11 protein-coding genes are annotated in these 13676 nt (G+C 66.9%); 4 read left to right on the top strand and 7 right to left on the bottom strand.

What is annotated here, in order from left to right:
* Positions 1 to 196 precede the first annotated feature (196 nt).
* From OG595_RS44875 to OG595_RS44865, 3 genes are all read right to left on the bottom strand, one after another.
* A complete protein-coding gene (locus tag OG595_RS44875) occupies positions 197 to 853 on the bottom strand; it encodes a response regulator transcription factor (RefSeq protein WP_329282533.1) in 657 nt (218 codons plus the stop codon).
* A complete protein-coding gene (locus tag OG595_RS44870) occupies positions 850 to 3138 on the bottom strand; it encodes a sensor histidine kinase (RefSeq protein WP_329266626.1) in 2289 nt (762 codons plus the stop codon). Before OG595_RS44870 ends, OG595_RS44875 begins: the two co-directional genes overlap by 4 nt.
* Positions 3139 to 3405: 267 nt before the next feature.
* Positions 3406 to 3633, bottom strand: a complete 228-nt coding sequence (locus OG595_RS44865; RefSeq protein WP_329266628.1) for a hypothetical protein — start codon at positions 3631 to 3633, stop codon at positions 3406 to 3408.
* Between the two features lie 20 nt (positions 3634 to 3653).
* Between OG595_RS44865 and OG595_RS44860 the strand changes: the two genes are divergently transcribed.
* Positions 3654 to 3860 carry a hypothetical protein gene (locus OG595_RS44860; protein WP_329266629.1) on the top strand — a complete coding sequence of 69 codons (207 nt, stop codon included), beginning with the start codon at positions 3654 to 3656 and terminating at the stop codon, positions 3858 to 3860.
* A gap of 398 nt (positions 3861 to 4258) precedes the next feature.
* Positions 4259 to 5632: an AAA family ATPase gene (locus tag OG595_RS44855; protein ID WP_329266630.1), complete on the top strand. Its 1374-nt coding sequence runs from the start codon at positions 4259 to 4261 to the stop codon at positions 5630 to 5632.
* 98 nt (positions 5633 to 5730) lie between these two features.
* Here the strand turns inward: OG595_RS44855 and OG595_RS44850 are convergent, their stop codons facing one another.
* The gene (locus OG595_RS44850) at positions 5731 to 6864 is read right to left on the bottom strand and encodes a hypothetical protein (RefSeq protein WP_329266632.1); all 1134 of its coding nucleotides are present in this window, start codon (positions 6862 to 6864) and stop codon (positions 5731 to 5733) included.
* A 682-nt stretch (positions 6865 to 7546) separates the two neighbouring features.
* Positions 7547 to 7807, bottom strand: coding sequence for a hypothetical protein (locus tag OG595_RS44845; RefSeq protein ID WP_329266634.1), 261 nt, complete (start codon positions 7805 to 7807; stop codon positions 7547 to 7549).
* A gap of 199 nt (positions 7808 to 8006) precedes the next feature.
* Between OG595_RS44845 and OG595_RS44840 the strand changes: the two genes are divergently transcribed.
* On the top strand, positions 8007 to 9182 hold the full coding sequence (locus tag OG595_RS44840) for a hypothetical protein (protein ID WP_329266635.1): 1176 nt from the start codon (positions 8007 to 8009) through the stop codon (positions 9180 to 9182).
* Complete coding sequence (locus OG595_RS44835; protein ID WP_329266637.1) at positions 9170 to 10816, top strand: hypothetical protein; 1647 nt, start codon at positions 9170 to 9172, stop codon at positions 10814 to 10816. Before OG595_RS44840 ends, OG595_RS44835 begins: the two co-directional genes overlap by 13 nt.
* Before the next feature lie 536 nt (positions 10817 to 11352).
* On the opposite strand, the gene OG595_RS44830 is transcribed toward OG595_RS44835, so the two are convergent.
* Together OG595_RS44830 and OG595_RS44825 are read right to left on the bottom strand one after the other, a co-directional pair.
* On the bottom strand, positions 11353 to 12270 hold the full coding sequence (locus OG595_RS44830; protein WP_329266638.1) for a nucleotidyl transferase AbiEii/AbiGii toxin family protein: 918 nt from the start codon (positions 12268 to 12270) through the stop codon (positions 11353 to 11355).
* 60 nt (positions 12271 to 12330) lie between these two features.
* A complete protein-coding gene (locus OG595_RS44825; RefSeq protein ID WP_329266640.1) occupies positions 12331 to 13614 on the bottom strand; it encodes a type IV toxin-antitoxin system AbiEi family antitoxin domain-containing protein in 1284 nt (427 codons plus the stop codon).
* Positions 13615 to 13676 lie beyond the last annotated feature (62 nt).

The following is a 13676-nucleotide window of genomic DNA, read 5'->3' as shown; positions in this document are numbered from 1 at the left end:
TGCGGCTGCGCAGGCGGCTGTGATGGCGCGGCGTGTTACCAGGCGGATGTGCTTCATGGCCCCCCACGGGGTTTGGACACGGCGTGGATCTGCCGCGCCCACGGTGGTACAGCAGCCACATTGCAGTCCCGGTGTCCTGGGCCGCATGGGGCGAACGTCCCGGACGCTCGGGCACCTTGGCCGGCGCTGGCTCGGTTCAGTCGAATGGGAGGGTGAGACCCGCGTTACGGGCCTGCTGTCCGGCCTGAGCACGGTCGCGGGCAGGGAGCTTGGCCAAGATGGCCGAGACGTGATTGCGCGCCGTCTTGCCACTGATCCCCAACCGCTGAGCAATGGCCTGGTTGGAGCAGTTGGTGGCCAGCAGGGCGAGCACCTGGTGCTCTCGGTCGGTCAGTTGGGGGAACGGTTGGCGCCGTAGGTGGTCTGAGGACAGACGGGCTCGTATCCGGTCGCTCAGCCTCGGGTCGAAGAACATCGCACCGCGGGCAACGGTGCGCACTGCCTCCAAGATGGTGGCCGGCTCGGCGTGCTTGGACAGGTAGCCCAAGGCGCCAGCGTGCATCGCAGCGGTCAGCCGTTGGTCATCCTCATGAGCTGTGAGGATCAGCACCCGGACCGGCGGCTCCAGGCGGTGGAGCTGTCGGGCCGTCTCGATGCCGTCCTGGTCAGGCATCTCGATGTCCAAGACGGCAACGTCGGGACGGTGTTCCAAGGCTGCCTGCGCGGCCTGCAGGCCCGTGCGGACAGTCGCCACCACCCGCATGTCCTCGGTGGCCGAAAGTCGGGCGGCGAGCCCGTCGAGGAACACGGGATGGTCCTCAGCGATCAAGACGGTTATCGGCCTGGTGTTCATGGCGCCTGCCGGGTGAGGGGGTCTGGCGGTGGGCACGGCAGGGCTGCCTGCACGATGGTGCCGCCGCCGCGCCGGCCGTGGATGGTGCATCGCCCGCCTAGTTCCTCGGCGCGTTCGCGCATCGACCGCAGCCCAAATCCCCGGTCGCGGTCGTCGATCGTGTCCGGGAACCCGACACCGTCATCGATCACGTCTAGGTGCAGCCGCGGCGTTTCCTCACCGAGCGCCGACGGACGGGGCAGGTCGGGCGTGGCGGTGACGGTGATGCGCACCAGGCATCTCGATGCGTGCGCGTGGCGGATGCAGTTGGCCATTGCCTCTAGCGCGATGTGATACGCCGCGACTTCGACGGCGGCCGGCAGCCCGACGGCCTGAGCAGGGCCTTCCACCTCTAGGCGCACCGTGTCGGCAGCATCTGCCGACAGGTCGTGCGCCTTGACACGTATTGCCCCCATGAGGCCGAGGGAGTCCAGCGCGGGAGGCCGCAAGCCCTCGACCAGCAGACGCAGGTCGTGTGCGGCGGCACGCATGCCGGCCGCGCTCTCGCACAGCAGACGGTGGGCGCGCTCGAAGCGATCCTGCTCGACGTGGTGCGAGACCAGCATGCTCGCGTCCTCATCAGCTGGCGGCACGGAGGCGGCGTGGCCGCGCCAACTGTCGAGCAAGGCGAGGGCTGCCTCGGTCTTCAAGGACAGCCCGGTCAGCGTAGGGCTGAGCCCGTCGTGGAGATCTCGGCGCAGCCGTCGGCGTTCGTCCTCGCGAGTGGCAACGGCAGCGGTGCGCGAGCGCAACACCTCATCATGCAGAGCCACTGCCTGCACGGCTGGGCCGAGTTGCGCGGCCACTTCGCCTAAGAGAGTGAGATCAGATGCGGACAGCGGCTCGTCGACCTCGCGGGCCGAGACGGCCAGGCGGCCCACGGTGCGGCCGTGGTGATACATCAGCTGGCTGTAGTAGGCGCCAACCGGGGTGCCCAGGTGCTCAGCGGTGCGAAAGCCGCCCGGCGCGGTCGGATCGGCGAACTCGACGGCTGCGTAGGGCAGCTGTAATGCCCGGGTGACGGCAGCCACCACATGAGGCAGCGCCTGTTGGGGAGACGGAATCTGGGCCAACGCTCGGCCCAGCGCACGCAGTGCCTCAGCAGGTTGCTCCCGTCCACCGAACAACCGTTGAGCGGCACCGCGGCGGATCGCTTCGCGTAACGGCAAGGCAAGCAGCGCTACCGACACCGCTGCGGCAGCGGCGACGGTGGTGTCGGACGCCGCCGTAGTTGCTGCCGCTACGGTGACCGACATGTAACAGCCGAACAGCATGGCCGCCAGGACGGTGTAAGCCACGGCTCGGCTGACGAAGCGCTCGATGGCGTACAGGTGATAGCGGAGTATCGCAACGACGATTCCGACTAGGATGGGCAGGCCAGCCAAGCCGACCCACGCGATGGTGGTGGGCCGGTGGCCGACGACGATGTCGGGGACGAGCCACAGCGCGAACAAGCCCAGTCCGGACAGCAGCCCGCCACCGAGCACCCAGCGAAGGGGACGGCGGCGCTCGGGTCCCGCCTGGCGGTAGACGCGCAGCGCGAGGTATCCGGCCACGATCCAGCATGCGACGGTGATGGCTTCCTGCCCAGCGTGGATCAGCCCGATCGCCGGCATCCCCGACGGGCCCAGGACCAGTACACTCCCGGTCCAGCTGGCGAGCAGTAGCAACGGCCCGCCGTAGGCGGCGGCGCGAAGCCAGCGATAGTTGCCCGACCAGTGAGTTCGCAGGGGAACCAGGGCAAGGGCCACCATGGATCCCCAGGCGAGCGACCCGCCGCCGACGGTTGCGATGTGGTACAGCCAAAACAGTGGACTCCCAGTCGCCACATCCAGCGCTGACATCCCGACCGCTGGCCCGGCGATCAACCACGCGAACGTGCCGGCGAATCCGAGAAGCAAGGGGGCTCCCGTGGGGGCTGTCGGCCGACGGGCACGCAACCATAAGGCCAGCACACCCAGAAAGCTCAGATAAATCAGAGGCCCGGAGAAGGTGATCAGCTGCCTACCCAATGGCGGACGAGCTAAGGACAGTTCTACCTCCGTCGGCGCTCCGTCCCGCAACAGCTCATAGTGCAGCACCGTGCCGGAACGCAGTGGCTGATCTGGCACCGAGCCCAAGCCTTCGGCCAGGGAGTATCCCTCGATTGCGATGACCACGTCGTCGTTTCTGATCTGTTCCGCGTGGGAAAACCATTGGCCCACCACAAGCCCTGCAGGCAGCCAATCGGCGCGCGAATACCGCACATCTGTTCCATCGCATGGAGTATCCAAACGGAGGGCGAAGCCCCAGCAGCCCAAGGCGACAAGGGCTCCTGCCAGCACCGTGGCGGATGGAACCCGGGAAGGCAGCGCGAAAAAATTTAGCGCCCGCACGCTCACATGATGAAGCTGTCAGCATGCCGCCGCAACACCCCTACAGACGTGCGTACTTAGGTAGCCACGCCGCGCCGATCAAGTTCAAGGTGAAGAGCCTCCCGTAGAAAGCCGAGCGTAGCTGCAACGACCGATCCGTCAGCCACCGTCAGTGGCCCGGACGAACTCCCCCACCTGCTCCGCGGTCAACTGCCCCGGAGCCAGCCCGTTGCGTTCCAGCCAGCGGCTCAGGTCCGCCAGTACGTAGGCATGATCCTGAGAGGACCGCGGCGTGAACCCGCGCCGCACCAACTCCAACCGGAACGGATGAACCGACAGGGCCAGCGGCCCCGCCACCCGCACCGGATACCGACCATCCGTCGCCACCGAGGAGATCCCCCGCCATCATGTTCACTCCCGAGGAACAAACCGCACTCGCCGCCCACGCTGCCGCTTTGAATCTCTCCGCCACTGAGTACATCCGGCAGACGGTGGCCGACCGAGCTCTGTCCTGGCACCGTGAGCAGGACACCTTCCGTGCGATCGCGCAGCGGCGCGGCTGTACCGTCGAGGAGCTGCTGCAGCGCGGTTCCCTCACCGACGACAGCCTCTGAGCAGTTCCAGCAGCACCCACCACGTCTGGTGCTGGTAGCCCAGCGCGCCGGCCGCAGCACTGTGCGCAGGCTCACCCATACAGCCGCCCCCTCCCCCGGATCCTGCACGGCACCGGATCGCTTGCCGTGTCCGGGAGCCTCCTGCACGACGGCCCGGCCGGAGTGCGGGCACCGCAGCACATTGCCGGAACCGAGCCGAAGAAGGTCTGGTTCTCGGGCATTTCGGTATACCGGCAGGCCACCGAGGAATGGTGCTGCCGTGCGCTGCATCCCGCGAACGGACGGATGACAGCTCTGGGGCCTCCTGCCTCGTGAGAAGGTCAGCGGTTGGATGTTCCTGCACACTCGTGCGTGCGTGCCGGACAGGCGCACGGAACAGGGAAGAAGACGGAGCACGGGTGTACGTCACACGGGTACGGCTCACTGACATCAGGGGCTTCAGCGGCAGCCGGGCCGTAGACCTGAGGCTGCCGGGGCGCGGCGGCTGGATCGTCCTGGCCGGCCGCAACGGCTCCGGCAAGTCGGCCCTGCTGCAGACCGTCGCTCTGGCGCTGTGCGGCCCGCAGACCGCACTGGCCCTGAATGCGGGGGTGGCGGGCATGGTCTCGCGTGAGGCTTCCAGCGGCCAGGCCGTGGTGGATGTCCAGGTCGACGCGGAGGCCGATGAGTTCACTGGTCTGGAGAGGGACGGGGACCTGCCGCGAGAGCTCCGACTGGGCCTGATGTGGAAGGCTCTGCCGGCCAGGCCCCGTGGGCCGGGGCATCGGCCGACGAGCATGCTGACGCCAGGTCTCAGCGATGCCGAGGCCGTCGAGAGCGGTCCGTGGTCGCCTGCCGCCTCAGGATGGTTCTGCGCCGGGTACGGGCCGTTCCGGCGGCTGTCAGGGGGCCTGTCCGGCGGATACGCCCGCGATGATCTAGTGGCCAGCCACCTGGCCACGCTCTTCCACGAGGACGCTGCCCTGGGTGAGAGCGTGGGGTGGGTGATCGATCTCCATCACCGGTCGCTGGAGGAACGGACAGACGACGCCAGCACGGATCCGGGTCCCGCCGCACGGCTGCTGGACATCGTGCTGAACCTGCTCAGTGACGGCCTCATGCCGAACGAGCTGCAGGTCAACGGGGTTTCGGCCGACGGGCTGTGGGTGTCGACCAGCGACGATGATGTCGGCTTCGCACTGCGCGCGATGAGTGACGGCTACCGGACGGTGGCCGCCCTGGTCCTGGACATCGCGCGGCACATTCACGAAGCGTACGGCCAGCTGGATGTGCAGCAGGACGAGGACGGGCGCGTCACCGTCCTGCAGCCGGGCGTGGTGTTGATCGACGAGGTAGAAAATCATCTGCACGTGAGCTGGCAGCAGCGGATCGGGCACTGGCTGCGCGCGCACTTCCCCAACATCCAGTTCATCGTCACCAGTCACAGCCCCTACATCTGCCAGGCCGCCGACGAGGACGCGCTGATCCGTCTGCCCGGCTGGGACGAGAACGAGCCGCCCGCCGTGGTGGATAAGGATCTCTACCGGCGGGTCGTCTTCGGCAGCGCGGACGACGCGGTGCTCTCCGAACTGTTCGGCCTGGACACTCTCTACTCCGGCCGCGCCGAGGAACACCGCCGCCGGCTGGTGGAACTGGAACGCAAGGTGTACGCCGCCACCGCCTCGGAGGCAGAGGTAGCCGAGTACCGGGAACTGAGCCGTCTGCTGACCAGCTCCGTGCAGAGCAGGGTGGCAGAAGTCGCCGCACGGCTGGAGCCGGAGCCGGAACGGTGATTCCGCTCCAGCACGTGCCCGCCTGGTGCATCAACAACCGGGCGATCGGTGTCGTCCCAGCGGTGTCAGTCATAGGGCGGGCGCTCAGGGACGCTTCGTCAGTCATCTGATGGGGAGAGCAACCGGTCGCGCAGTGCCACTGCGGCCTGCTTTACCTCGGCTGGCTGTTGCTCGTTGCAGAGCCGGTCGAGCTGGACGAAGAATGCGCGTGTCTCGTCTTCGGACGAGGCCGTCGGTTCTTCGTGCAGGGGGCCAGACGAGGCGTTACCCGTCTCGAAGTGGGGATCTGCTTCCTGGGGCGGTGCAGGCGGAGCAGTTTGTTGACCTTCCTGCGGCAGTTGACCGTAGATAAGTTCACGGATTGCATCCTCGATGCTGACGTCGGCTGTGCCACCTTCGGCGACGCGTTCTACACAGCCCAGGAGCAGGGCCAGTGCCGCTGTGCCGAAGATGCAGCGTTCCTTTGATGTATCGATGCCGACCAAGGCAGGATTGCCGATTTGGCGCAGCGCGTACCCGGATGCCAAGGCAGCGAGCATTCCAGCGAAATCGTCCAGGGTCACGTCGGGACGCAGTCGTAGTCCGCGAGCGAGGAACATCTCCTGGTACACCTGCTTCCAGGGTTCCATAGCGCCCTGGTGGTTTGCTGCCAGAGCCTCCTGGATCACCTCGTCGCCCTCGGCTGCGGCCGTGGCGACGAGCTCGAGGCGGAACGTCGGCCCGTCGACGACAGTAGTCAGATCGTAGTAGCACAACCGATGAGCTGCCTCGACGAACTCCGGCCCCTCAAGGAGTCGTTCGGTGTCAGGGCCGATCCGCGAGTCGTATAGCGCCGGCTCGTGAAGCGACCACAGTCCAAAGCTGAGCAGGTCGGCGATGTAGTCCGAGTGTGACCTCCAACTGCACCGAAGAGTGGCGGTAGACCCCACGCGAGGGAAGGGCGCCGGATTGTTGGCCAGTTCGGCCACGATCGCTCGCTGGGACAGAAAGCTCAAAAGAGGACGTCCAAGAGAGTTGTCATCTTCTGGATCGTTGAGCACTCTCTGCGCGCCGGGCCCCAGGTGGCGTCGAATCAACTGCATGCCGGCGAGCACGTAGGCGGCGGTCACCGGATCGTTGGCCAGTCTCTTCCTGCTGAAGGGTGTGCGCCGGTTCATCCGGCGCAGCACACCAGAGAGGTCTTGGTTGTAGGGGTAGGACAGGTGGTCCTTGAGAGTTCGTTCCTGTTCCATGCGGCCATCGTCGCGGCAAGCAGCGCTGCGCAATAGCGCGCAGGTGCGCGGTAATCGGCGCGCCCCCGCGCCCGCGCCTGCTCAACAGCGCCGACGCAACGCGCCCGGTGTGCGCAGCAATCGAATCGCCTACAAAAGTTCATACAACCGGGACGATACGAAGCCAGCAGGGGGCTAGCGATGCTTGATCCGACCACCTCAGACTCTCCGCCTCCACACCGAAGGGACATCCTCGCCTGGACAGTGTTCATCACCGCTGTGTCGAACCTGATCAATGCAATCCACGGATGGTGGTAGATGGGTCGTGACCGGCTCGCCGAAGACGCCCTCTTAGGGCGCGGGCGGGAGAGTGTCGGGCTGGCTATCGCGGCCACGATGGCCGGTCTTTCGATGGCTCCAGTAACTGCGCCACCAGTGGAGGCGGTGGACAGACTCCTGCGGAATGAGGGACTGGAGTGCGGACTGGACTAGGACGACGAGCAGGCTTGTGAGGGCGAGGGCGAGAACCATGGGCCAGGGTGCACCGGCGAGACTAACGGTCAGGACTCCGACGCTGGAAAGGCCCGCGCCCGCTAGAGCGGGCACACGGCTGGGGCGTGCCGGGGTAGGGGCCTGCGGAGCATGGGACGGAACGGGCATGGTGGGCTCCTGTAGCCGGTATCGATCGGGGGTAACCCACCGTTCAAGTTGCGATATTGACGCAGAACGAGATCGGGAATAGGTCCCAGGAGAAAGTAGCGGCGCATGCGAAGGCGAGGCCGCCGCGCTTGACGCTTTTCGGGACCGATGCGCCGCTGTGGCGGTACATCAGTGCGGTTGCCGGCGCGACGAGAAGGCCAACCAGAAGCGCGGTCAACATGGGCCCGGCTTCAGGGCCTGTGTTCCCGAGCGTTTCCACCTGGGCGTGAGTGTCTGCTAATCCAATGGTGAGATGCGAACTCATCACGACTCCCTGGCCCTTGGGCCCGTGCGGCGTCATGGAACCGCAAAGGCGTATAGGAGGAGAGGTCAGCACGTCTCCGTCCGCTCTGCACCGGACGTTTGGCCGTTCTGCCGTGAGCTCCCTGGTCAGGCGCTAAGTTCTGTTTCTCCGACTCGGGCGACTCGGCCCGACTCGTGCCGTGCCAGGCAAGGAGTTGCGGGTGGCGCGTTCTCAAGAGCCGACCGGGCAGGGCCCGTTCACGGAGGCTCTCGCCAGGCTGTACGGACTCGCAGGCGAGCCGACGACGAAGGGTCTGGAGGCGGTGACGAGGGTCAGTGCCACCACTATCGAGGGGTGGTTGAAGGAAGGGCGTACGCCGCGAAACAGGACAGTCGCCCTGAACGTCGTCAAAGCGCTCCTCCAACGCGGCGGCCAGCGGGTTCCTTTAGAGATGCGGCTGGACGAGTTCTGGTTGGATCGGCTGCGCGAGCAGAAGAAGAGGGGGGCATCGCCGAGCACTCAGAGGAAGGGCGGCCCGGCTGCGGCCGGGTCAGCGACTGGCGTGACCCAGTCGGCCGTGCCTGCCGACGCGGTCGACGCCGCCGTGTCCGATACGGACCCGGCTGGCCGCCGGCCTCGGTGGTCCCGCCCGAGAGGGATTGTGGTGGGAATAGCACTCGTCGCACTGGTTGCGGGGGGAGCTGTGGGCGCGTACGAGATGTCCCGTGCGTCGGCGGGTGACGGCTGGCAGTCGTCCGCAGACGACTCTCCGAGTGGCAGGCAGTCAACCGCGCCCCTGACCTTCGTGGCTGACTCCCCGAGCTGGCAATGCGGCGACGCAGTTGTGGTTCCTGGGACGATCGGTGCATCACAGATGGTGCCCGGTCCCCGGCCGGCTGACGGCGTCTCGGCCTCGAAGACGGGCCTGGGCTTCACGGTCCAGGGCAAGGAAGGACAGACCGTAACCCTCCTCGGTCTGGCTGTGGAGGTCGTCTCCAAGCACGAGCCGTTACGAGGGAGCCGGGTGCCCGTGGTGTGCCAGGGCGACCCACCGAACCGCAACCTCTCCGTGAACCTCGACCAGGCACGTCCTCAGGTGGTCAAAGCCGCCGCCCGTGCAGGCGACGGGGGCAGTGCGTCCGACACTGGCTGGCCGTACACCGTGAGCGGCAGCGACCCGGAGCACTTCGTCGTGCAACCGTCCACCCACGCGCACGACGTGACCTTCACACTGCGGCTGCAGTGGGCATGGAACGGGAAACGGGGCGAGCTTCGTATCGACGACCAGGGCAAGCCCTTCCGTACGACGGCCGACCGGAACGCGACGTGGCTGTGTCCGGACTCAACCAGCACCCGCCTCGTGCGGCTGACGGATGGGAAGACATGCGCCTCCTGAACCATCGCCTCGCCACGGCACACAGCGCCTTCGCCTGCCTGGCCGCGCTGTGCCTTCTCTCGGCGTGCACCGAGTCCGGTTCCGACAAGCCCCGGCCTCTATCGAAAGCGCCGGTCTGGCTGAACGTCCCCGAGGCCGAACTCCCGGCGGACTTCGTCGACTTCTACCCGTCGTCCATGTCCTCGTCCAGCAAGGCCCTCTTCGCCGCGAGCGGCTATCTGCCCATCACCTCACTCGATGTGCCCCAGAAGGTATTCGCCAGTCGGGACGGCGTCGGATGGCGGGACCGTACGCCGGAGGGGATGAGTACGGCGGCCACCGTCCAGTCCCTCGCAGCCTACGGATCGACCACCTGGCTCCTGGGCGGCAGCGGGTTCTCGACTGCCCGCGCGGCGCTCTGGACCACAGACAACGACGGGTCGTCGTGGAAGAGCCCCATGTTGTTGCCCCGGTCCCCGGACACGGAGATACCCGTGGCGGTGGCGGCCGGAGAGAGGGGGGCCCTGGTGGTCACCAAGGTGACACCCGGCAGAGCCAAGCCCGACGAGCAGCAGGCAAGTCTGCGAGTGCGGCTGGTGGAGAAGACCGGGCACCCCACCACACTGTTCGAGACACCCTGCGGTGGCCACGAGGGCGACGAGGCGAAGGCGGAGGTGCTCGTCGCCGATGACGCCTTCCATCTACTGACGAACTGCACCACCGGTGACTTCCAGCCCGCGGACCAGCTCTTCACGTCCCATGACGGAGGCAGATGGAAGAAGGAGCCCTTGCCGGACAACGGGAACGAGTTCGGCCACCTGGCGCGCAATGGCGACACCATGGTGCTGACTGGTGGCCTGGCCGACGACGACGTCGAGCACACCACCGAGCCTCGCACGTGGTACAGACAGGGCAATGACAGGTGGCATACCGGCGCGCCGCTCGACGTGGGACGTCTGCCGGACGCCGGCGTCGTCCCCCGCAAGGACCAGGAAATGCTCGCCGTCACACCGGCAGGCAGCGGCTTCGTCGCTGTCGGGTCCGCCCGCGCGGCCGACAACTCCGCGGTCGGCGCCCTCTGGTTCTCCGCCGACGGAAAGAAGTGGATCAAACAACCGACCCGGGCCAACGGGTTCGACAACCTGAGATCGCTGGCAACACTCACCGTATGGAAGGAGAACGTCGTGGTTCTCGGTTCCCGCCGGGCCTGGGAGACCTCCGACCCCGCACATGCTCGTATCTGGATCGGTGACCTCGCCCGCAGTTCCCGCAACCCATCCCCGTCGGCCTCGCGTCGACCACTGGCACAGTTCGTCGGGACCTGGACCTGGTCCGGCGCCAGCATCACCATCAGGGCCGACGGCTCATTCTCCTACCGCTATCTGACCATGGTGCAGTGCTCCGAGCACGCCCCTCCCTGTGACAAGGGCACCGAAATGGGAGGCGGGGCCTCCGGGACCCTTCACGAGGGCCGCACCGCCGACAAAGCCTCCGGCACGGTGGTCGACGCACTCCCGAACGACCCGGCGGGCTCCTCCATCACGATCACCCGTGAGCCCTATATGGCCATCGACATCACCATCAACAAGAGGGGATACGGCCTGTTCTGTGAGCCGGGCGTGCACCGCTGCTCCGGCCATGTGGGCTCAGGGTGAAGGCCTTCCTTGGGAAGCCGCGCCCTGTGCACGAGGGCTGAGCACTCAACTCCGCTGCCCGGTCTAGAGTTCACGGCTGTAGCCTGGTCCCGACCGCGCTCTGGACGGGCCCGGGCTACCTGCCGCGCGAGCGGCGCCCGAAGAACGCCCCGCGCAGCAGATCTCGCGTGCATCGATGCCCGCCCGCTAGGCCCAATGCCGTTGCTTTATGGGTCCCGCGTGCTCACCTACCCAGCCTGCGCTCCTCACGCGATGCACCATGAGCGGCCGCCCGGCACAGCGCCGCTTGCCAGCTGCCAGCATGCCGCCCAGCACCATCACATGCTTCAGGCGGCATCCTGCAAAGCGCTAAATGGCTTTCCTCAGCTACCAATGAGCCTTCTCGCATTCCGCCTGCCAATCCCGCTTTTTTCCGCCGGTTCGTCTGTGTCCGTCAGATTCCGCGAACGTCGTCCGCTGGTGCTGGTGGCCGACGCGACGCACCCGACCGCCTGGTTGCTCCCTCCGCGAACAGGCCCGGAAGAGCGCGCAGGGCTCTAGCCGTCACGCCACCGACGATCGGCGGGATCCCAGGTGCCAATGGGCTCGCTCCCCAGCAACGGGGGGAGGAACTCGGCGGCGGCCGTTTCTGCAGCCTCCCAGGTCGCACAGTCCTTGAGGCCGCTCACGTCACGGGCAGCCCGGGGATAGCCAGTCCGCCAGGACGGGTGCGGTGTCTTGAAGGAGTCAGGCAGCTCGAGACGGACTTTGCCCCTGGCGATCCGCCGGGCGGCCTCTGTGCGGAGCGCGTGGCGCGCCTGTACGCCGTCGACCACTTCACGCTGGCTGATCAGCAACAGGTCCGCCAGGTCGCGGAACCGGCTTGAGGGGATGGTGCCGTGCCACTCGTACATGGCGCAGATCTTGTCGGCCAGATGATCGACCACAGGGTACAGACGCACCTCTGGCCAGTCGTCGGGCCAGGGCATCGGTACCGCCGGCTCGATACGGCGCACCTGGGGAATGGCCGTGGGGGTGCGCCCGACTACCAGGTCTACTCGGATGGATTCGGATTTGCGGGGCCCCAATTGAACTATGAAGGCCTGGTTGGCGCCGCCTTCCTCGTCGCCGTGCATGGTCAGCCCGGTGGGAACGAATGTGAGATGGTCCCCCAGGTCCACAGCTGCCGCAGCCTTCAGAGCCTGGACTGCCTCCTCGATGCTCGCCTCGCTGTCCGCACGCAGGATGTCGATGTCCTTGCTCAGGCGGGCGTCAGTGGAGTAGCGCAGCAGCAGCGCCTGCCCACCCTTGATCATCCAGCCGTCCGGGTCGGCGACGAAGACGCGCGCCGCCAGCCGCTGGAAGAAGAACGCACGGCGCAGCGCCCCGACGTCTTTGGCGTTTTTCGCATGCTTCTTGGCGTGGTGCTTGAGCGCGGTATCCAGCGCTCCCGGAGTGGCATAGCCATCGTTCATCGTGCTCCTCGCCGGGCCGTCTTCGGAGGAACCGACCCTACGGGCGCGGGCCCGGCAGGGTCAGTCAGCTTCTTCTTCATCGTGCTTGGCCCTCTCAAGCGCCCGCGGCCGGGGCGTTGTCTGCTCCAGCACAGGCCGCCATACGTCCAGGCCCTTCAGAGGCTGGCCCAGACCGCTCGAAGCTTTCAGGAAACGCAGGGCAGGCGAGTTCTGCAGGATCTTCTCCACCGCGCTCTGCCCCTGCAGTACGGACTGACGGCCAGCCGAGTCCTGCAGGATCTTCTCCAGGGGCGTCGACCCGAGCCTCTGCAGAACCTTCTCCAGCGCAGTCGGCTGAGCAGCCATCGACCGCAGCAGGGACTGACGATCGGCCACGTCTTGCAGAATCTTCTCCAGGGGCGTCGAGCCGAGCCTCTGCAGGATCTTCTCCACCGCGCTCTGCCCCTGCAGTACGGACTGACGGCCAGCCGAGTCCTGCAGGATCTTCTCCAGGGGCGTCGACCCGAGCCTCTGCAGAACCTTCTCCAGCGCAGTCGGCTGAGCAGCCATCGACCGCAGCAGGGACTGACGATCGGCCACAGGCATGTTCTGCAGGACCTTCTCCAGCGCGGCCGAGGCGTCCAGTTCTTCCAGTGCGCTCAGGGCGGAGGCGAAGCCTGCTGCGACGGCCTGTTCGGTTTCGTGGCGGCGCAGGCTGCGGCCTGCCTGCTGGCACAGGGCCTGCAGCAGTTCCTCCCCCGAGGCAGTGGCGGGAAGGCCGTAGCCGCGGACGAAGGGAACCACGCGGTCGGCAAGGTGGTCGACGTCGATCAGGCCTCTGCGGTCGGCATCTGCGATCACTGTGCCGATGTGCGCGCCGTCTGCACGCGAGCGCAGCAGATCGGCAATAGTCCGCTCGGCCGTGGTGACCGGCAGTCCGTCCACCACGGTGACGTCGTCGGCCTCCAGCGCCAGGCGGTGCAGCAGCACACTGTCGTCCCGGGTGGTGCGCCGTATCGGGACAATCAGCTCCACCCTGTCGGCGGGAAGATCGCCCAGTCCGTGGAGCTCGCAGGCGGACGCGTGGGAAACGACGCCCGCCCACTTCTGCGCACTGCTGCGCTGCCAGGCCGGCGTCTTGGGGTCCAGTCGCAGCCAGGCCACCTTGGTCTCCAGATGCTCCGGCGGAGCCCCGGCCGCAATCCGGTAGACCCCGCGCCCGACGCTCTCCAGCAGGCCCGCGCGCTCCAGCCGCAGCAGATGCACCCCCTGGACACCGTCCAGCTTCGCCTGGGCAGCAGTCACCAGCCCCCACTGGTCGGAGGCCCTCTCCCCTAGCTTCCTCAGCACGTCAGCCTGATTCATGCAGCAATTATTACACCTTTCAGCAGCGTTGTTTACATCAATTCTGCAAATTTCGCTGCACT

The organism is Streptomyces sp. NBC_01451, assembly GCF_036227485.1.
In the GTDB taxonomy this organism is placed as follows: domain Bacteria; phylum Actinomycetota; class Actinomycetes; order Streptomycetales; family Streptomycetaceae; genus Streptomyces.
This window is presented reverse-complemented; position numbering and strand designations above follow the sequence as displayed.

What these genes read in the sequence shown, in the direction of transcription:
- OG595_RS44835 (WP_329266637.1), top strand. Translation starts at nt 9,170, where the DNA reads ATGCGCCTCCTGAACCATCGCCTCGCCACGGCACACAGCGCCTTCGCC.
- OG595_RS44850 (WP_329266632.1), bottom strand. Translation starts at nt 6,864, where the DNA reads ATGGAACAGGAACGAACTCTCAAGGACCACCTGTCCTACCCCTACAAC.
- OG595_RS44825 (WP_329266640.1), bottom strand. Translation starts at nt 13,614, where the DNA reads ATGAATCAGGCTGACGTGCTGAGGAAGCTAGGGGAGAGGGCCTCCGAC.
- OG595_RS44830 (WP_329266638.1), bottom strand. Translation starts at nt 12,270, where the DNA reads ATGAACGATGGCTATGCCACTCCGGGAGCGCTGGATACCGCGCTCAAG.
- OG595_RS44860 (WP_329266629.1), top strand. Translation starts at nt 3,654, where the DNA reads ATGTTCACTCCCGAGGAACAAACCGCACTCGCCGCCCACGCTGCCGCT.
- OG595_RS44845 (WP_329266634.1), bottom strand. Translation starts at nt 7,807, where the DNA reads ATGAGTTCGCATCTCACCATTGGATTAGCAGACACTCACGCCCAGGTG.
- OG595_RS44875 (WP_329282533.1), bottom strand. Translation starts at nt 853, where the DNA reads ATGAACACCAGGCCGATAACCGTCTTGATCGCTGAGGACCATCCCGTG.